At 66.9% G+C, this 19,773-nt stretch carries 16 protein-coding genes; 8 read left to right on the top strand and 8 right to left on the bottom strand.

Annotation, left to right across the window (positions count from 1 at the left end; translation table 11 throughout):
- The first annotated feature begins 14 nt into the window (after positions 1-14).
- From CGQ25_RS17055 to trxA, 3 genes are all read left to right on the top strand, one after another.
- A complete protein-coding gene (locus CGQ25_RS17055) occupies positions 15-1,760 on the top strand; it encodes an ABC transporter substrate-binding protein (protein WP_208711001.1) in 1,746 nt (581 codons plus the stop codon).
- A 190-nt stretch (positions 1,761-1,950) separates the two neighbouring features.
- Positions 1,951-2,925 carry a thioredoxin-disulfide reductase gene (gene trxB / locus CGQ25_RS17060; RefSeq protein WP_255405408.1) on the top strand — a complete coding sequence of 325 codons (975 nt, stop codon included), beginning with the start codon at positions 1,951-1,953 and terminating at the stop codon, positions 2,923-2,925.
- 27 nt (positions 2,926-2,952) lie between these two features.
- Positions 2,953-3,282, top strand: a complete 330-nt coding sequence (gene trxA / locus CGQ25_RS17065; RefSeq protein ID WP_208711002.1) for a thioredoxin — start codon at positions 2,953-2,955, stop codon at positions 3,280-3,282.
- A gap of 4,326 nt (positions 3,283-7,608) precedes the next feature.
- Here the strand turns inward: trxA and CGQ25_RS17070 are convergent.
- The 8 genes from CGQ25_RS17070 to rpmH form a co-directional block, all read right to left on the bottom strand.
- Positions 7,609-8,841, bottom strand: coding sequence for a ParB/RepB/Spo0J family partition protein (locus CGQ25_RS17070; protein ID WP_208711003.1), 1,233 nt, complete (start codon positions 8,839-8,841; stop codon positions 7,609-7,611).
- 84 nt (positions 8,842-8,925) lie between these two features.
- The gene (locus CGQ25_RS17075; protein ID WP_304442225.1) at positions 8,926-9,972 is read right to left on the bottom strand and encodes a ParA family protein; all 1,047 of its coding nucleotides are present in this window, start codon (positions 9,970-9,972) and stop codon (positions 8,926-8,928) included.
- Positions 9,973-10,044: 72 nt separating this feature from the next.
- Positions 10,045-10,725 (bottom strand): 16S rRNA (guanine(527)-N(7))-methyltransferase RsmG, encoded by a 681-nt coding sequence (rsmG, locus tag CGQ25_RS17080; RefSeq protein WP_208711004.1) that lies wholly within the window; start codon positions 10,723-10,725, stop codon positions 10,045-10,047.
- 4 nt (positions 10,726-10,729) lie between these two features.
- Positions 10,730-11,269, bottom strand: coding sequence for a R3H domain-containing nucleic acid-binding protein (locus CGQ25_RS17085; RefSeq protein ID WP_208711005.1), 540 nt, complete (start codon positions 11,267-11,269; stop codon positions 10,730-10,732).
- Complete coding sequence (yidC, locus tag CGQ25_RS17090; RefSeq protein WP_208711006.1) at positions 11,266-12,231, bottom strand: membrane protein insertase YidC; 966 nt, start codon at positions 12,229-12,231, stop codon at positions 11,266-11,268. The genes CGQ25_RS17085 and yidC overlap by 4 nt, the downstream gene beginning before the upstream one ends.
- 25 nt (positions 12,232-12,256) lie before the next feature.
- Complete coding sequence (gene yidD, locus CGQ25_RS17095) at positions 12,257-12,634, bottom strand: membrane protein insertion efficiency factor YidD (protein WP_208711007.1); 378 nt, start codon at positions 12,632-12,634, stop codon at positions 12,257-12,259.
- The gene (gene rnpA / locus CGQ25_RS17100) at positions 12,618-13,016 is read right to left on the bottom strand and encodes a ribonuclease P protein component (protein WP_208711008.1); all 399 of its coding nucleotides are present in this window, start codon (positions 13,014-13,016) and stop codon (positions 12,618-12,620) included. The genes yidD and rnpA overlap by 17 nt, the downstream gene beginning before the upstream one ends.
- A gap of 51 nt (positions 13,017-13,067) precedes the next feature.
- Positions 13,068-13,205, bottom strand: coding sequence for a 50S ribosomal protein L34 (gene rpmH / locus CGQ25_RS17105; RefSeq protein WP_208711009.1), 138 nt, complete (start codon positions 13,203-13,205; stop codon positions 13,068-13,070).
- Positions 13,206-13,748: 543 nt separating this feature from the next.
- Between rpmH and dnaA the strand changes: the two genes are divergently transcribed.
- The 5 genes from dnaA (at position 13,749) to CGQ25_RS17130 (ending at position 19,684) form a co-directional block, all read left to right on the top strand.
- The gene (dnaA, locus tag CGQ25_RS17110) at positions 13,749-15,161 is read left to right on the top strand and encodes a chromosomal replication initiator protein DnaA (RefSeq protein ID WP_208711010.1); all 1,413 of its coding nucleotides are present in this window, start codon (positions 13,749-13,751) and stop codon (positions 15,159-15,161) included.
- Positions 15,162-15,673: 512 nt separating this feature from the next.
- A complete protein-coding gene (gene dnaN, locus CGQ25_RS17115) occupies positions 15,674-16,798 on the top strand; it encodes a DNA polymerase III subunit beta (protein WP_208711011.1) in 1,125 nt (374 codons plus the stop codon).
- A gap of 64 nt (positions 16,799-16,862) precedes the next feature.
- The gene (gnd, locus tag CGQ25_RS17120; protein ID WP_208711012.1) at positions 16,863-17,747 is read left to right on the top strand and encodes a phosphogluconate dehydrogenase (NAD(+)-dependent, decarboxylating); all 885 of its coding nucleotides are present in this window, start codon (positions 16,863-16,865) and stop codon (positions 17,745-17,747) included.
- Positions 17,748-17,766: 19 nt separating this feature from the next.
- On the top strand, positions 17,767-19,107 hold the full coding sequence (recF, locus tag CGQ25_RS17125; protein WP_208711013.1) for a DNA replication/repair protein RecF: 1,341 nt from the start codon (positions 17,767-17,769) through the stop codon (positions 19,105-19,107).
- Entirely contained in the window at positions 19,100-19,684 is a 585-nt protein-coding gene (locus CGQ25_RS17130) for a DUF721 domain-containing protein (RefSeq protein WP_208711014.1), read from the top strand. The genes recF and CGQ25_RS17130 overlap by 8 nt, the downstream gene beginning before the upstream one ends.
- The last annotated feature ends 89 nt before the right edge of the window (positions 19,685-19,773 follow it).

A 19,773-nucleotide genomic window follows, 5' to 3' on the forward strand; every position in this document is an offset into this window, starting at 1 on the left:
ACCAGGAGGTTTCCGTGTCCCAGTCCATCGACGTCGGCACAGTGCTCGGGGGGCGGTACAAGGTCACGTCCTCGATCGTGTCGTCCCAGGAGGGCGATCTCGTCCTCGACGGCGTGGACCAAGTCCTCAACCGTCCCGTGAGCATCCTCGTCTCGGGACCGTCCAACGCTGACCAGCTCGCGCAGAGCGCACGTGAGGTCGCGACAGGCGAACGCCACGGCGCCGTCCAGGTCCTCGACCTCGGCATCAGCCACGGATCCACCTACCTCATCACCAACCACACGTCGTCGGCGGACCTGCTTGACCTGATCGTCCCGCAGGACACCCCTTACGTCGAGCCGTTCTTCACGGACACCCTGGGCAGTGAGATCTTCGGGCAGCGGCGGTCCAACGAGCCCGAGACATACGACGGCTCCTATGATCCCAACCACCGCGACCAGTACATCCAGTACGACGACTACGGCCAGGACGAGTCGCAACGGAATGGTGCGGCACGAAACGGCGACGCCCCCTCGGGGACGCAGGAGCCGAGGCCGTCACGCTTCCCGGCGCCCTCGCAGGGTTCGGGTCGGGCTTCGGGGCCGGGGAGCGCCGCTTCAGCAGGTGCGGCCGGGGCAGCGGCAGCCGGAGCAGCGTCGATCCCGCCGCCCCCGCCGGCTCCGCCGCGCTCTGCGCCGGGCCAGACGGGCGGCACCCATCCCGGCGAGGAAGGAACCGCGGGCGGTGCCAAGCCCAAGGTGACTCCGTGGCCGGCCCGGCCCGGATCTCCCGAGGAGCAGTCCTCCGGCAGGGAGGCGCCCACTGCGGCGGCGCCTCAAGTCCGGCCTTCGTCTGAGCCTGCGACCCGGGCGCAGCCCTCCCGCCTGCCGTCCGGTGACGCGGGCCGTGCGGGCGCAGCCGCCGCAGGAGGAGCCGCCGCAGGCGCTGCTGCAGGTGCTGCTGCAGGCGCAGCCACCCGGGGCGGGAAGGAAGCAGGCTCGCCGGACGCCGGCCAGGGCCGTCCGCACTATCCCTCCTCACGCCCGGCTGCGTCGCTCCCTCCGCAGGCGAGGGGGACTGCGGCGTCGACCGACTACGACGACGAGGACGACGAGGAGACCCGCCCCCGTTCAGTGCCGTGGCTCGTCGGCGGGGTGCTCGCCGTGGTGCTCATCGCTGCCCTCATCTTCGCCTTCACCACCCTTGGCGGACTCTTCCAGCCGCAGCAGCCTCAGCAGACGGCTGGCGCCCAGCAGCAGCCGACGCAGAACCAGGGCGCTTCGCCAGCGCCGTCGGCTCCCTCGAATGCGCCGACCACCGCGCCGGCCGCGCCGCCGGCCATCGACAACGTCACGCGGATCAATCCGAACGACCTGCAGTTCGCCCTGAACTACGACAGCAAGCTCGCTGCGACGTTCGACGGGAACACAGCGACCTACTGGTCGGACATGGAGTTCGCGCGGGAGGACTGGGGCGGGTTCGTCCGGAGCGTCTCCCTCGCCGTCGAGCTGAAGGACAAGGTTCCGGTCAAGCAGGTCACTCTCAGCCAGTCCGGCGGCTCCGGCGGCAACCTGAGCATCTACACGAATGACCAGCCCAGCCTCTCCGGTGCCACCCTGGCAGGAACGACGTCGTTCACCGGACCACAGGTTTCAGTCCCGGTGGCGAACAATCCGAGCGCCAAGTACGTGATCATCCAGATCAATTCGCTTCCCAGGCTGTCCGCACCGAAGACGCAGTACAACTTCGGTCTGCGCCTCACTGAGATCAAGGTCGAGTAGCAGCGGCGTCCCGGAGGGCAGGTCTCCCGGGCGCATCAAGATGAGCCCGTGGGGCCCCGGACTTCTCCGGGGCCCCACTGCTTCCTTGGGTACGCTTGGACGAGAGCGCCCCGGAATATCGACGCCCGTCGATATGTTGTGGCTCGTAACGGCCCGCGCCAAGATCAACAAAGGGAGAGGCACAAACCCTGTGAGCATTGAAGAGACCGCCGCAGACATCCGCGACGTCATTGTCGTCGGTTCTGGCCCGGCCGGATACACCGCTGCCATCTACACTGCACGAGCCAACCTGAAGCCGTTGATTTTCGCGGGGTCGGTGACGGCTGGTGGCGAGCTCATGAACACCACAGAGGTGGAGAACTTCCCCGGGTTCCCCGAGGGCGTCATGGGCCCGGAACTCATGGACAAGCTTGAGCAGCAGGCCGCGAAGTTCGGCGCGCAGATCGAGTTCGAGGACGTCGAGTCGGTGGACCTCGAGGGTGAGGTCAAGTCGGTCACGCTTGCCAGCGGCGAGACGTACCGCGCGCGTTCCGTCATCATCGCCACCGGCTCGGCATATCGCGAACTCGGCCTCCCGAATGAGAAGCGGCTCTCGGGCCACGGTGTCAGCTGGTGTGCAACCTGTGACGGGTTCTTCTTCAAGGATCAGGACATTGCGGTGGTCGGCGGCGGCGACTCCGCTATGGAGGAGGCGCTCTTCCTGACCAAGTTCGCGCGCTCGGTAACGATCGTGCACCGCCGTGACAGCCTTCGCGCCTCGAAGATCATGGCAGACCGTGCCCTCGCGCACGAGAAGATCCACTTCGCTTGGAACTCCGAGGTTGCAGACGTGGTCGGTGACGACAAGGTCTCTGCACTCAGGCTGCGCAGCACCATCGACGGATCCGAGTCCGAGATCAACGTCACCGGTGTCTTCGTCGCCATCGGCAATGATCCCCGCACCGCCCTCGTGAAGGACGTCCTTGAGCTGACGGCGGAGGGCACGATCGCCGTACAGGGTCGCTCTTCCAAGACAAGCGTTCCCGGCGTCTTCGCCGCTGGCGATGTCGTCGATCCCACCTACCGTCAGGCCATCACCGCTGCCGGTTCCGGCTGCGTTGCTGCCCTCGACGTCGAGCACTACCTTGCCGACGTCGAAGCGCGCGCCCTCGCGCAGCAGGCCTGAGAAACCACAAAAGATCGGATACCAGGTATGAGCAACGCCAAGAACGTCACCGACGCTGATTTCACCGATTCGGTCCTCATGTCCGAGAAGCCCGTCATTGTGGACTTCTGGGCCGAATGGTGTGGTCCGTGCCGCAAGCTCGGGCCGATCCTCGACGACATCTCAGTCGAGTATGCGGACCAGGTCGAGGTTGTAAAGGTGGATGTCGACAACAACCCGAACATCGCCGCCGAATACGGGATCACCTCGATCCCTGCGGTCTACCTCTTCGAGAAGGGCCGGGTAACAGGCACCGTGATCGGGGCCCGACCGAAGCAGTACTTCGAGAAGGAGTGGAGCGAGGTCCTCTCCAAGTAGGACGTTCTACTGCTCCAAGGGAGGGCGCAAACCGAACGGTTCGCGCCCTCCCCGTTTATTTGTGGGGTTTGATTCGGCGCGTTTCACGTGAAACGAGGCGCAAACGTCGCTGGAAGATGAAGCTCCGTCGGCCGCCCCAGTACGGACTGCTCGGCGTCACTGCCAATCGTTTCACGTGAACCAGACCGAGATGCGTCTTGTAGCCCAGACAAAAAGCCGCATTTGAACGGGCGAACTGCCCTCTTCGCCGACTGAGCAACCGGATTTCGACTCAAAGTACCTCCCAATCCGAGCAGCGCGGCTGCAGGTCTGCGGAATTCCCAAGTCGTAGCGCGAGCGTCAGCAGAGCGCGCTCCCTTTTCTCTACGGTGCCCGACATTCTCTACTGTGTCCGACGGTGCCTAGTTGTGTATCACCACCCGGTGAACGGCAACCTTCGTGGGCGAGCGAAGATCGGACAGATCTGGCAGTTCAAACCCCACGAAAGACACCATGCGCATCGGACGTCCTGCGTGCACATACAAGGCGGGCTCAATGTCGGCCCAATAGCCGGAGTGGTGAGGTAGATGTTCGGTCCTGTTGATAGCCGGCGATGTAGCGTCGAAATAGAGGCGTTCTGGCGCTGCTGTCAGGCTGGCGCTGCTGTCAGGCGCAACGCATAGTGCATTCGGCGCGCCACGGCCCAACTATCGTGCCCCCCAGGCCTGCTAACGATGTCGCCCCTCCGATCGGCCCCCCGACCTACTGACCTTGTTTCACGTGAAACAAGACCTGGGTCCAAACCACAGCTTTGCCGTTCGCTGGGCTTCGGCCTTTTGTGCTTAGTCCAGGGAAGCAGTAAGGCTCCAGGAGGGGCACTGGCTGGCGCTGATCAGCAGTACCACTGAGCACAGATTGTCAGGCACCCGCCTCGACTCGCCTCCGTGCTCATTCGAAGGCTGCTGAGTGCTCCGCTCGTCTTCCGCCTTCTCGAGCATCCACCACGCGGCTCGCTGGGCCAGACTAGGGAGCCTAGGGAGCCCATCTTGGCTATGTATGGCACCGTCCACACCCCGCGAGGCAAGGTGCCGCGCACCCGCGGGCGTCACGTGCCGCAAAGGACGCGGGAGAAGTGAGGTACCTCTGCGCGCGGGAACAGGTACACGCTGCAAGTGCCGCTCAGGTCTCTTCGCTGCCGGATAGCACATCCACTAGCCGGCCTCCATTTGAAGAGCTTTCCACCACTCAGAAGTCAGGTGGAATCTACCAAGTACCACCCGCCAAGGATCCGACCGGTGCGCGCTCGAGCCCGGCCCTGTCTCCCGGCCGAGGCGGCCCGTAGTATCAGTTGACCGAGAAGACAAATGGTGCGGGCCCGACAGGCGAACCACGCACAATGTGGCGGCTCGCAGTAGGATGACCGCTCGAACCCCTACGGCGTCCCCCGCCCGCGCCAGCCGGGAGCCACCACAGGTGCACGGACGTCGTGACCTCATATACCGAACGCCCCGACCAAGGCCCGGCCTCCGTCGGTGACGAACCAGGACCAACATGCACGCTGCCCCGAGTGCTGGATCAAGCTGGCATTGCGGCCGAAGCCGTATTGCGCTTTGACGTCTCGGAATCGGCCTGCGGTAGCGTCCACTAATACCGTGTCCGGTGTCGTCTCTGTCCTTGTCACCCGAAACAGAACGAAGGAGCTGGCTGCCCTCGGCATCGACGTTTCACGTGAAACGACGCGAGCCGCATTGCCCCTCCGGGGGTCTGCGGCTGCCGGCGCGCACACGTCATCCACCGCGCTCTCCGCTGCCATGCGGAGCATACGGGATATGCAATCGACCCGCCGTGCGTGCGCCTGGCCCCGCCCGGTCGCCGGAAGACGCCTAAGATCCGGGCCACCGGCATGCATGGGAACGGCTGCCGACCCTGCTCGCGGCGTTCATCTGGAGAGGCGGGAGCCCCTGACCGGCCCCACTGGAAGCGCTCCGGGCCGCGCCCAGGAGCAGTCCACAGCGAGCCACCCGCCAGCCCGCGGGGGACAACTTCCTCGCTTTATCCACAGCCGAATCCACAGGCATTATCCACAGCGGGACGGGCACAATCCACACTCCCCTAGCCGGACGTACCTCACCGCCGTCCGGAGACGCGCCTCCTGGTTCACTGAGGGTGCATCTCCGCGGACCGAAACCCGGAATCACAGAGCTGGAGAACGCGGCGTCTTCTCCTCGCCGAAGCCCTTCTGCAGCGGATTCAGGTAGAAGTCGGTCGCCTCGCGCTCGCTCGCCCCGCGCATCCCCGAGCTGCCGTCTCAGCCCGACGCCTCATGACCTACGTGAAATTGAGGCGCACCACCACCGCGGAAGGCGCACGGCTGACGGGCTGACTCCCCCGGCCAATGTCCACAGCAGCTATCCACACAGTTATCCACAGGAGAGTGGAGCATCAGCCCCAAGATTCCCACACCGATATCCACAGGCTCCGCTTGCCCCGATCATCGGTGCCAGCCGGTTAATCCCCACGCTCCTCGGGCCAAACCTGAGGACGAGGAGTCCAGGCCGCACGTCCTGTGAGAGGTAACTATCCACATGTGGGCGGCTACCCCGATGAGCACGTTTGCGTCGGTAGCCCGAAGTGACCCGCGGCACCTCTTCCAACCATGCACCTCATCGTCCTACGAGGACGCCCGTGATCCTTCGGAACGCACAAGGACGACCCAGAACCTCGGGTCAGCCCGCGAACCCCTCGTCCAGAGTCGTGTCGAGTTCTGGTCCAGAGTCGGGTCGAGCCCTGGTTCAGAGTCGTGACGAGCCATCGTCCAGAGTCGGATCGAGGCGGTCCACGTTGCGGCTAGATTCGTCGGTGTCCAGCCTAGGCGACAACTCGACGTCGCACTGGTCCGTACCGCTTCCGTGAGCCCAACCCGCCGGGACGGTTAGCACGCAAGGTGCCACCGCAATCCGCTCAAGGTATGCAGGCAGTCAGCAGGTGCGCCAGCGGACGGGCTCGCGCACGGCCATTGATACGGACCGGGGCAAAGCTGCCGAGTCGCTTTTCATGCTGCTGGGCCTTGCGGGCACTTTCCCGTTGGGTTGACCTCCTCCGCCGAGCCAGCACCGGCCTCCGATACACCACGGCAAGAGCGACTCGGGTTTCACGTGAAACAGGACGGAAAAGTTGTCGTGGGTCGTCGAGGAAGAAGAGGCCGGGACGTAGTAGATCTCTCAGAGCCGGCTTGCTCGAGTCTTCCTACTCGGCGACACACGGAGGTTCGGGGCTATTATCGATCCTTCCTTCCGTGCCTTCCCCGGATCGCCGAGCTCTGCGCAGCGTTGCTAACAGCGAGGCTTCGTAGCTTCGCCATTCGGGGCAAGTCCGTGATCGCGGTGCAAACGTATGGACAGGACATTCAGCTCGGATGATTCGAGACGATGGCGGCTGAATCTATTCGTCCCCAGATCGCTCCGAGTACCGCTCGTTTCGGGTCGTCCTTTGGGGCTGAAAAGCAGGCCGAGTGTTTCACGTGAAACAGGAGAAATCTCGGTTCCGGAACTTAGCCGATCCGCTGTGCGGTCGGCCGCACTAGCTCGATCAAGGACTAGGCACGTGTCCGCCACCGTATCGCCCCGGCGGGGAAGGCAGGATCTCGCCATCGTCTATGCCTGAGCGAGCGAAGCGTCGCCACTTGAACATTGGCGAGAAGGTGGCCCGCGGCGCGAAGGCGGCTCGATCCCGCTGGCAGGCCTTCCTCGGCCCGCCCTAGAAAGCGGCATGCCGTTTCCGGTGCTGCTTTACGAGGGCGTGTGAACGTGCCTGGCATCGCTGTCCGCACTTCCCCTTCCCGTCGCCGCCCCCGGAGCGGAATTGGGCAAGTCGAATAGACGTACCGACCCACTAGATGTACGGCCATGCTGCCAGGATGACCGCGCGGGACTGGCGATCATCCTCGCCGGGTTCACGAGTGGCCTGTCTCGCCCATTGGCCGCGTCTGGATCCACCCGAGCCAGACACGCACTTGCGCCCTGGTTGGTCGTAACCAGCCCGCGCCCATTCTCGCTCAATGCCGCGCTGCATTCGGCCGCGCTGCTGCCGGGCCCGTGCGTCTATGAGCGGGGGCTCTGTCCGGAACTGTGCACAGCCGCTCACTCGCGTGAGCGTGGCGCCGTGAGAAGCCGGGTCGACGGTGCAAATCCCGGTGCTGCGCAACCGTGTGACGGCGACGGACGGCGCCATGAGGCCATGACATGACTGCTCACCACCGCACCCGTCCACATATCAGCGCGACTCGAGGGGGCATAGAACGAGGGGCGTTTCACGTGAAACGCCCCTCTTTCCCACAACGTGTTCAGATCACTCGTCTTCGGGACTGATCAGCGCCATGATGCGATTCAGATCCTCGACCGACGCAAACTCGATGCTCACTTTGCCCTTCCGGGCACCGAGCGTGATCTTCACATTCGTGTCGAGCCGATCAGCAAGATTAGAGGCCAGGAAGTCGAGGCGCTCGTGGCGCGCGTTGGGACGAGGGGCAGACCGACGGGAGTCTGCCGGCTCTTGGTAGAGCGCTACAGCTTCCTCTGTAGCACGAACAGAGAGCCCCTCCGCCACGATCTTCTGCGCCATCCGCTCGACTGCCACGTCGTCAGGAAGGGACAGCAGCGCCCGCGCGTGACCAGCGGACAGGACTCCTGCAGCCACGCGGCGTTGAACCAGAGGCGGCAGCCGGAGCAGCCGGATGGTATTTGAGACCTGGGGACGGGAGCGGCCGATCCTGTCGGCGAGCTCCTCATGCGTCGCGCCGAAGTCCTCAAGGAGCTGCTGGTAGGCGGCAGCCTCTTCAAGCGGATTCAGCTGGCTCCGGTGGAGGTTCTCGAGCAGCGCGTCGCGAAGCAGCGCATCGTCGCCCGTGTCGCGGACGATGGCGGGAATAGTCTCGAGGCCGGCCTCTTTGGAGGCGCGCCAGCGGCGCTCGCCCATGACGAGCTCGTAGGGTTCACTACCGTCTTCGGTTGACTTCCGGACGACGATCGGCTGCAGGATGCCGATCTCCCTGACGGAGTGGACGAGTTCGGCCATCTCCTCCTCGTCGAACACGGTCCGCGGCTGCTTACGGTTCGGATGGATGTCCGAGACACGAAGCTCGGCGAACTGAGCTCCCGGGACCTCGACGAGGTCCAAGTCGTCCGTCGAGGCTCCCTTCGCGGCCGACCGGCTGCCACGCCGCCCCGCGCCTGTAGACCGGCCAGTGTCAGTCTGACCTCCGGCAGATTCGGCGTCCCCAGCCCGAGAGGTCGAGGACGGCGCCGGCCCTTCGGCGGCCGTATTGTCTCCATCGTTGGACGGAGCCACGCGAGTACTTTTCTCCGCCTCGGTCACGCCACTTTCGGCGGTTGCGTCAGCGCCCGTCGTCGGGCGTGCCTGACCCTCTTCGGGACCGACGGCAGCGTCGGACCGTCGGGCACTGTCGGGGAAGAACAGGTCGACGGGGCGAGATGAAGGTGACGTCGTATTCCCCGCGGCGGGAGCCGTGCTGGGGATCAGGGCACCCAGCCCCCTGCCCAGTCCTCGGCGCTTCTCGCTCATAGCGGTAATCCTCCCTCATGCCCACCGTTTACTGGGCAAACTGGCTGTCTGAGTGCTTGCTGCGTGTCGGGGAACCCGAAGGCCCTATCGCTCGGCAATCTCGGCCGCAGCCTCGAGATAGGACAGCGCGCCTGTGGAGGAAGGGTCGTACGTCATGACGGTCTGCTGGTAGCTCGGCGCCTCGGAGATGCGCACCGACCGCGGCACCACGGCCTCGAGAACCTGCTCAGGGAAGTGCTCCCTTACCTCCGCCGCGACCTGGGCCGCAAGATTCGTGCGACCGTCGTACATCGTCAGGAGGATGGTCGACACCCTGAGGTCCGCATTGAGGTGCTTCTGGATCATCTCGATGTTCTTCAGAAGCTGGCTCAGCCCCTCCAGCGCGTAGTACTCGCACTGGATCGGGATCAGGACTTCACTCGCCGCGCAGAACGCGTTCACGGTCAGCAGGCCTAGGCTCGGGGGGCAGTCGATGAAGATGTAGTCGAGCCGGGGCTTCCCCTCGGCCTCGCGCTGCTTGGCGTAGTTCTCGATCGCCCGGCGGAGCCGCTGCTCACGGGCCACGAGCGAGACGAGTTCGATCTCCGCGCCAGCAAGATGGATCGTGGCGGGCGCGCATTCGAGGTGCTCGACGTCGGGGCACTGGGCCACGACGTCGCCGAGCGGAGCGTCGTTGATCAGGACATCGTAGATGCTCTCGACCTCCGCGTGGTGCTCGATGCCGAGCGCGGTGGAGGCGTTGCCCTGGGGGTCGATGTCGATGACCAGCACATTGAGTCCAGCCGAGGCCAGCGCGGCGGCAATGTTGACCGTCGTCGTGGTCTTGCCCACCCCGCCCTTCTGGTTGGAGACAGTGAAGACTCGGGTCTTCGCGGGACGTCGGAAAGCTCGTCCCTGGAGGCGTTCGCGCCGGCGAGCCTCATTGGCAAGCTGGCTCGCGATGGGACTGCCCTCGTCGAGGAGGTCGAGGAAGGTCGGTCCCGACGAAGAGGAGGAGGTTTCACGTGAAACGGCGGAGACAACCTCTACAGATTGAGTCGGAACCGAAGTTGGCGCCGTAGCGAGGGGGCGGGCTGAGCCGAGGGTCAGGAACGGAGGGATTCTCTGCGCTGCCGTCTCTCCACTGCTCACTGGGTACTCACTCTCACCTTGCGTCGTTTGCCTCCTTCTAGACTAGCGGCTGGAGCCGCCAGCAGAGGCAGGTCAGGGCTGTCCGACGGTGATGCGCACAATGGTCGTCGGCTCGGCGAGGAGGTCCTCCCCGACTGTGCGGACCACCGGTGAATGGCCCTTGTACTTCTTGATGGCCTTGGCAGCCTTCTCCACCTCTTCGGAGGCGCTTCGGCCCTTGATCGCGACGAGGACCCCGGAGCCGGCAAGCAGCGGAAGCGTCATGGGAACCAAGGTGGAGAGAGCGGACACAGCGCGGGCGGTGACGAACTCGGCGTCGACCTCTCCGACAGCCTGCTCTGCGCGTGCACGGAGCACCGTGACGTTCTCGAGGCCGAGATCGTCGATGACCTCCTCGAGCCACGTGACGCGGCGCTCGAGTGGTTCGATGAGCGTCAGACGCAGGTCGGGGCGGGCGATCGCGAGGCACAGACCCGGCAGGCCTGCGCCGCTGCCGACATCCGCGACCGCGGCACCGGCCGGGAACTCTGACTCGATGACGGCGCAGTTCAGCACGTGCCGGCTCCAGAGCCGCGGAACCTCCCGCGGCCCAATCAGGCCGCGCTCGAGGCCGGAGGTGGCGAGGTGCTCCACGTAGCGGCGCGCGAGCTGGAGCCGGTCACCGAAGACTTCCGTTGCAGCCTCGAGCTCGGCGCCTGCCAGCTCGGGGGCCGTTCCCACCGCGGCGTCGGCCGCCTCAGCATGATCTGCCATCAGCTCAGTCGGCCGAGACGACGATGTGCCGGCCGGCGCCCTCACCCTCGGACTCGCTGGTGAACCCGAGCTCGGCGACCGCGTCGTGCACGATCTTCCGCTCGTAGGAGCTCATGGGGTCGAGGTGCACGGTGGCCTCCCCGGCCTTGACCCGCGCCACGGCCTTCTCCGCGATCTCCTGCAGGCGGACGCCCCGCTCGCCGCGGTACCCGTTGATGTCGAGCACGAGGCGCGAACGGTTGCCGGTCGCCGAGAGGACGGAAAGCCTGGTGAGCTCCTGGAGCGCTTCGAGGACCTCGCCGTCCTGGCCGACGAGGATGTCGAGTCCCTCGGCGTCGTCGTCGCCCACCACCGAGAGGTAGGAGCGCCCGTTGCGGACCTCGATGTCGATGTCCCCGTCGATGTCTGCGATGTCGAGGAGTTCCTCGAGGTAGTCGGCGGCGACGTCGCCCTCTTCCTCGAGGCGGCTGAGCGGGGTCATGGCCGCGGTGTCGTCGGCGTCGTCGCCTTCGGGAAGGTTCACGGCAGTGCTCTCTGACGTCATGGCTTCTTCTTCCTGTTCTTCCGCACCGGCTGCTGGCGCTGGGCCTTGGGCTCCGGCGGCGGGGGCATGTCCTCGGGCTTCATGGTCTTGCCCGTGGTGACGTCGATGGGGGCGAGCCCCTTGGCGGCCCGGCGCTCATTGAGGGCCTTCGCTGCCGGAGACCCGGGGGCGGGCATGCGGCGGATGACGTAGAACTGCTGTCCCATGGTCCAGAGGTTGGAGATGGTCCAGTAGATGAGGACGCCGATCGGGAAGTTGATGCCGCCGATGCCGAAGACGAGGGGGAGGATGTAGAGCAGGATCTTCTGCTGGCGCATGAACGGGCTGGCCATGGCCGCCTCGGACATGTTCTTGGCCATGATCTGCTTCTGCGTGATGAACTGCGAGGCGGTCATCGCGACGATCATGAGGATCGAGAGGACGGCCACCGAGACCGCGTTGCCGCCGCCGCCGTGCAGGAGGGACGCCGAGAGCGGCGCGCCGAAGATCGAGCCCTGCTCGAACTGCACCACCTGGTCGTGGGTCATGGCACCGATGCCGGTGGCGCTCTTGTTCGCGTTCGAGATGCCGGAGAGCACCTGGAACAGCGCGAAGAAGAACGGCATCTGGATGAGCATGGGGAGGCAGGCCGAGAAGGGGTTCGTGCCGTGCTTCTTGTAGAGCGCCATCTGCTCCTGCGCCATGGCCTGGCGGGACAGCTGGTCGGTCTTTCCCTTGTACTTCGCCTGCAGCTTCTGCAGATCGGGCTGCAGCAGCTGCATGCCGCGCTGGGCCTTGATCTGCTTGACGAAGACGGGGATGAGGGCGGCGCGGATCACGATCACGAGGCCGATGATCGAGAACGTCCAGGTCCAGCCGGACGCCGCGGGCAGGCCGATGAACGTCAGCCCCTCGTGGAAGGCCACCATGACAAAGGAGACCAGCCACCGGAAGGGCTCCATGATTGCGCCCAAGATGTCCATCAGTTATTTCCTCGTGTCGTCATGGTCAGTCTTTCCAGTAGCGATCGGGGTGGTTGAGCACCACGATCCGGGGGACGCGATCGTCCGGCCAGTGCGTGTGGCCTTCCGGCACGTTGTCGATGCCGCCCGCGTTCCACGGGTGGCAGCGGAGCAGCCGCCGCACCGCCAAGTACGATCCTCGCACAGCGCCGTGGACCGTGACCGCTTCGAGTGCGTAGGCGGAGCAGGTCGGGAAGAACCGGCACACCTGTCCGTAGAGGGGGGAGATCACGGCCCGGTAGGCCATCAGCAACAGGATCAGGACCCGCTGCGGGAAGGTCCAGACTGCACGCACGACGGCGCGGACCCACCGTGGCAGGCCGGCTCGCCGCGGCGGTCCGTGAGTCTCAGCGGCCGCTGTCATGCCGGTTCGTCTCCTCTCCGCGTCCCTCGACGTTGGCACCGGGCCCCAGCCTTCGCAGGGCGGCACCGAGCGCGGACTCGTAGTCCTTCGTGAGCTCGGCCCAAGTGGACTGGGCTGAAGCCGGAAGGGCGCGCACGACGACATCGATGCCGGTGGGGTGGCGTCTGAGGGTCGCGGCAGCCGCCTCCCTCAGCCTCCTCTTAACGAGGTTCCGGGTGACTGCGTTCCCTACGGCCTTGGAGACGATGAATCCGAAGCGGCTCGCTTCGGTGCCCGTGCCGGCCGCATACAGCACGACGTTCCGGCGTCCTTGTCGGACGCCGGAACGTACGGTATGCGTGAAGTCGGCGCCGGTGCGCAGGCGGTGGGTCGCGGCGAGCATCGTCTCACGACCTCAGCGCGTGCCTGCTGTCCGGGCGGGCCGAGTCAGGACTCAGGCCGACAGGTCAGCGCGGCCCTTGGAACGGCGGGCCGCCAGGATGGCGCGGCCGGCGCGGGTGCGCATACGAAGACGGAAGCCGTGCTTCTTGGCACGACGGCGGTTATTCGGCTGAAAAGTCCGCTTGCTCACGGTCTCACTCCAGTGGATCCAGGGCGCCTGCAGAACGGGAATGAACTGGCGGACGCTGCGTATTGGGGGCCTGCCGCCCCGCCGCGCCTCATGCCGTCCGCCGGCCAGGAGCCTTCCCGTTCAGGGTTGGCGTCGCGGCGGCGTCCGAGGGCATGCGACAGGACAGTAGGCAGACACAAAGGACTTAACGACGTTAGGGCACGACGGCGCGCGGCGTCAATTCGGGTGCGCGCGAGCTGTGCCGCGGGACTGCCGGCGCTCTTTCCCCAGCCTGTGTCCAACGGCACTCACAGCCCTGTGGACACCGTCCTCCCGCGGGGCATGCGGCGAACTTCACCAGTGTAATTCATAGGGCCCCTGAACCCAGCTATCGTCCGGGTTGTCAGATCATCTAGGCTGTCCCAGTGCCCTCTTCCACGCCTGTGGGTATCCCTGTGGATGGAGCTGGCCGGGGGAACTGGACCGCGACCCCGCGCCGAGGGGACGCCATCGTCGGTCACATCACGTCACGCGCCGCCCTGCCGGCAGGAGTTAGAGGAGTCCATGGGACCTGAGGAAGCCAACGAGGCCAACACGCTTGGCAGTTCGTGGCGCCGTGTCGTGCGTCTCCTCGAGGAGGACGACCGGGTCTCGCCGCGCCAGCGCGGCTTCGTGTCCCTGGCCCAGGCCCAGGGCCTCATCGGTTCGACACTGCTCGTCGCCGTCCCGAACGAGCTCACACGGGAAGTGCTCCAGGGCCAGATCAAGTCCGCGCTCGACGACGCCCTCCGCTCCGTCTTCTCCGAGGACATCCGCTGCGCGATCGACGTCGACACCGACATGGTCCCGGTCCGGGAGGAGACGTTCGAGCCGGTCAAGCGGCCCGAGATCCGCGAGGACCTCCGGCCGGCGCCGACTCCGCCGACCACCTCCCAGGAGGTCAGCCGCCTCAACCCCAAGTACGTGTTCGACACGTTCGTGATCGGCGCCTCGAACCGGTTTGCCCACGCCGCTGCAGTGGCCGTGGCGGAGGCCCCCGCGAAGGCGTACAACCCGCTGTTCATCTACGGCGATTCGGGTCTGGGCAAGACCCACCTCCTGCACGCGATCGGCCACTATGCCCGCCGGCTCTACAACGGCATCCGCGTCCGGTACGTGAACTCCGAGGAGTTCACGAACGACTTCATCAACTCCATCCGCGACGACGAGGGCACGAGCTTCAAGACCACGTACCGCAACGTGGACCTGCTCCTCATCGACGACATCCAGTTCCTGGCCGGGCGCAACGCCACCCAGGAGGAGTTCTTCCACACGTTCAACGCCCTGCACAACAGCAACAAGCAGGTCGTCATCACCTCCGACCAGCCGCCGAAGATGCTGCACGGCTTCGAGGACCGCATGAAGTCCCGCTTCGAGTGGGGGCTCCTGACGGACATCCAGCCGCCCGAGCTCGAGACGCGCATCGCGATCCTCCGCAAGAAGGCGAACAACGACGGCCTCTCGGCGCCCGACGACGCGCTCGAGTACATCGCCTCGCGCATCTCAGCAAACATCCGCGAACTCGAGGGCGCGCTCATCCGCGTGACCGCGTTCGCGAGCCTCAACAAGCAGCCCGTCGATGTTGCCCTCGCGGAGATGGTGCTCAAGGACCTCATCACGGACGACTCGGCCCTGGAGATCACTGCGGAGCAGATCCTCACCGAGACCGCGGCGTACTTCAAGCTCTCGGTCGAGGAGCTGAACAGCAAGTCCCGCACCCGCACGCTGGTCACCGCGCGCCAGATCGCGATGTACCTGTGCCGGGAGCTGACCGACATGTCCCTGCCCAAGATCGGCCAGGTGCTCGGCGGGCGGGACCACACCACGGTGATCCACGCCGACCGGAAGATCCGGGAACTGATGGCGGAGCGGCGAGCGATCTACAACCAGGTCACGGAGCTGACCAACAAGATCAAGCAGGCCCAGCGCGGGCTCTAGTCCTCCACACTGCGGAGCTGAATCACAAGGATTCGTGTCATTCGCGCACCTTATTAACAAGGCGCTGTGGACAAGCCTGTGGATAGTTAAGTGCACATCCGCAGCGCATGGGCTTAAAACCCCTCCCGGACCTGTGGAAGGTACGAATGACAGGAATCGTGGCGTCCACAGCCTCCCCCGGCTGCATCCGCAGCCGATCAACATCCCGTGAACACCCCGGAACCGCGCCACTCCGCGGCCAGAAGCGGTTTTCCACAGTTTCCACAGCAGTTATTAACACCACGAATCCCAAGAATCTGAAGATCCCTGAATAACAGCAACCCGTCGCCGCGTCCCGCCGACCCCCACGCAGCGATCCCCAGTCCCACTCCCGCTTGAACGCCGCTCCAGTCATGGGGCTAAGCTGTGGTCAGCGCGCCGAGTCCGCACCTTTCGTGTCATTCGCGGCCCGCTGCCCTGAACCTGCGCCACAGCGGCCATGACGAGACAGCGACGAAAGGCGGAAGACCTCCGTGAAGTTCCGAGTCGAACGGGATGTCCTCACCGAGGCCGTGAGCTGGGCTGCCCGCTCGCTTTCGCCGCGCCCGCCGGTCCCCGTCCTTGCAGGCCTGCTCCTCAAGGCCCACGACGGCGTCGTGAGCCTGAGCAGCTTCGACTACGAGACCTCCGCCCGGCTGGAGATCCCGGCTGAGATTCGGGAGGAGGGAACGATCCTGGTCTCCGGGCGGCTCCTTGCCGACATCTGCCGGAGCCTCCCCGCCGCCCCGGTCGACGTCGAGACCGACGGGACGAAGGTCACGCTGACGTGCCGGCGCAGCTCGTTCCACCTCGCCACGATGCCCGAGGGCGAATATCCGTCCCTGCCCGCGGTGCCCGACATGCTCGGCACGGTCTCGGGCGACACGTTCGCCAAGGGCGTCTCGCAGGTCATCATCGCCGCCAGCAAGGACGACACGCTCCCGATCCTGACCGGTGTGCGGATGGAGATCGAGGGCGAGCTCATCACCCTCCTGGCCACCGACCGGTACCGCCTGGCCATGCGCGAGGTGCCGTGGCAGCCTGCCAATCCCGGCACCTCGACTTCAGCCCTGGTCAAGGCCAAGACCCTCAACGAGGTCGCCAAGACCCTCGGCGGGTCGGGCGAGCTGAATCTGGCCCTCGCCGACGACGAGTCGCGGCTCGTCGGCTTCGAGAGCGGCGGCCGCACCACGACGTCACTCCTGGTCGACGGCGACTACCCCAAGATCCGCTCGCTCTTCCCTGACTCAACCCCCATCCACGCCGTGGTCTCCACCCAGGAGCTCGTGGAGGCCGTGCGCCGCGTCTCGCTCGTCGCCGAACGCAACACCCCCGTCCGGCTCGCCTTCACCGAAGGCCTCGTCACCCTCGACGCCGGAACCGGCGAGGACGCCCAGGCGTCCGAAGAGCTTGAGGCGCAGCTGACCGGTGAGGAGATCACGGTCGCATTCAACCCGCACTACCTCATCGAGGGGCTCAGCGTCATCGAGACGCCCTTCGTCCGCTTCTCGTTCACGAGCGCACCGAAGCCTGCCATGATCACCGCCCAGCGCGAGCTCGAGGGCGAAGACGAGGACGACTACCGCTACCTCGTGATGCCCGTCCGCCTGCCCAACTGAGGGCCGGCCGCTCGCCGCCGCCCGCACCAACCAGCCCGCTCCGCTCAACGAAGGGACACCGACCATGCACATCGGACTCATCGGCCTGGGGAAGATGGGCTTCAACATGCGCGAGCGGCTGCGCCGCGGCGGGATCGAAGTCACCGGCTACGACCGCAACCCGGACGTCACCGACGTCGCCTCCGTCGACGAGCTCATTGCCAGCGTCCCCGCGCCGCGGACGATCTGGGTCATGGTGCCCGCCGGCAAGGTCACGGACGCGGTCATCGCAGAGCTCTCGGAGAAGCTAACGCCCGGGGACCTCGTGATCGACGGCGGCAACTCTCGGTTCACCGAGGACCAGCGCCATGGCGAACTCCTCACATCCAAGGGCATCCGCTTCGTCGACTGCGGCGTCTCCGGCGGGGTCTGGGGGCTCGAGAACGGCTATGGACTCATGGCCGGCGGCGCACCGGAGGACATCGAACGCGCCATGCCGCTCTTCGATGCGCTGCGGCCCGAGGGCGAGCGCGCCGACAGCTTCGTGCACGTCGGCGACGTCGGCGCGGGCCACTACGCCAAGATGGTCCACAACGGCATCGAGTACGGGCTCATGCAGTCCTACGCCGAGGGGTACCAGCTGCTCGCCTCGAAGGACATCATCACCGACCTCCCGGGCACCTTCCGCGCATGGCAGAAGGGCACCGTGGTCCGCTCCTGGCTCCTGGACCTCGTCGTCAAGGCCCTCGAGGAGGACCCCGGCCTGGTCAACATCGACGACTACGTCGAGGACTCCGGCGAGGGCCGCTGGACCGTCGAGGAGGCCATCGCCAACGCAATCCCCGCCCCGGCGATCACGGCAGCCCTGTTCGCCCGGTTCGAGTCCCGCACGGATTCCTCCCCGGCGATGAAGATGGTCTCGGCGCTGCGGCACCAGTTCGGCGGGCACGCCACGCGCCCGGCCAAGTAGAGCGGAGCCCCGCGCCCCGGTGTACGTCGAACGCCTCTCCCTGACCGACTTCCGCTCCTACACCCAGGCGGACCTCGAGCTCTCCCCCGGTGTGACCGTGCTGGTGGGCCAGAACGGGGTCGGCAAGACCAACATCGTCGAAGCCCTCGGGATGCTCTCCACCCTGGGCTCCCACCGCGTGAGCTCTGACGCCCCCCTCGTGCGCTTCGGCGCCGACCGTGCCCTCGTGCGCGCGGGCTTCGTGCGCGGGGCGCAGCGCTCCACGCTCGAGCTCGAGATCAACCCAGGACGCGCGAACCGCGGCCGCATCAACCGCGGCAGCCCCCTGCGCGCCCGCGACCTGCTGGGCATCGCCCGCACCGTCCTCTTCGCGCCCGAGGACCTCGCCCTCGTGAAGGGCGACCCATCAGCGCGCCGGAAGTTCCTCGACGAGCTCCTGACGGTGCTGCTCCCCCACCTCGCCGGCACCCGCGCCGACTACGACCGCGTCCTCAAGCAGCGCAACGCGCTGCTCAAGAGCGCCCGGGCCTCGCGGTTCTCCCGCCGGTCCTCCGGCCCCGATTCCCGGGACTCCTCGGGCGGCGCCACCGTGGAGTCCACCCTCGACGTGTGGGACGCGCACCTCGCCCAGGCCGGCGCCCGGCTGCTCGCGGCGCGACTCACGCTCGTCGACCGCCTGGGTCCCCATCTCGACGCTGCCTACGCGCAGCTCACCGACGGGTCGAAGGTCGCCCGGGCCCTGTACAGGTCAAGCATCGAGGGCGCGGTGCCCGACGACGATTCCGACGCCGGCGCGCCCGAGGAGGCGGGCGGCGTCGTGCGCGGGGACGCGGCGGCGGGCCGGGAACCTGCGGACGGCACAGCGGACGACGACGCCGGCTCGCCTCCGCGCGGCGGCCGCGGACTCGCGGGGCTCGGCGTGGCGGAGATCGGCGAGCGGTTCCTGGCCGCACTCGCCGAGGCGCGGCCGCGGGAGCTCGAGCGCGGCCTCACGCTCGTGGGCCCGCACCGCGACGACCTCGAGCTGCTGCTCGGCGACGCGCCGGCGAAGGGCTTCGCCTCGCACGGCGAGACGTGGTCGTTCGCGCTCGCACTGCGGCTTGCCTCCTACTACGTCATGCTCGACGACTCTTCCGTGGCCGGCGACGAGCCCATCCTCATCCTCGATGACGTGTTCGCCGAGCTGGATGCCACGCGCCGCGCGCGTCTCGCCGCGATCGTCGCGAAGGCGGAGCAGGTGCTCGTCACCGCCGCGGTCGACGCCGACATCCCGCCCGAGCTGGGCGGGCGCCGGGTGCGCGTGGTGCCCGGTGGCGTCGACGACGCAGAGGCCCCGGTGCCGGAGTCCGACCGTGGATGAGGGTCCGAGGGGCGAAAAGGATCCCGTCGGCCAGCCCGGGAAGGAGAATCCCGAGCGTGCCGCGGAAGGTGTCGACGCCGCGCGCGCCGCGCTCAACCGGGTCCGCAGCGCCGCGGAGGCCCGGGGGGAGGTCCGGGTCCGCGCGACCGGGCCGCTCGTGCCCGCGCCCGGCGCACCGGCCCCGAAGAAGTCCCGACAGCGCGCGCCCGAGGGCTACAGCGGGCGGGACCCGCTCGGGCTCGGCAGCGTGGTGAACCGGATGGTCGCGGAGCGCGGCTGGTCCTCGCCGGTCGCGGTCGGGTCCGTCATGTCCCGCTGGCGCGAGCTGGTCGGGCCGGAAGTCGCCGCGCACTGCACCCCCGAGACCTTCGAGGGCACGGTCCTGCAGGTGCGCTGCGATTCGACGGCGTGGGCCACGCAGCTGCGCCTGTTGAGCACGGCGCTCCTGGACCGCTTCCGGCGGGAGCTGGGCGACGGCGTCGTGACCCGGCTGCAGATCCTCGGGCCCGCCGCGCCGAGTTGGCGCAAGGGGCCGCGCCACGTGCGCGGCCGGGGCCCGCGGGACACCTACGGGTGAGCCGCGCCCGGTGACCCGCTGCGCGTGACCCTCAGGAGGTGACCCCCAGGAGGTGACCCCCAGATGGGAGGAGGGGCGATCCCGTGGAC

Source organism: Sinomonas sp. R1AF57, assembly GCF_002224485.1.
Taxonomy (GTDB): domain Bacteria; phylum Actinomycetota; class Actinomycetes; order Actinomycetales; family Micrococcaceae; genus Sinomonas; species Sinomonas flava.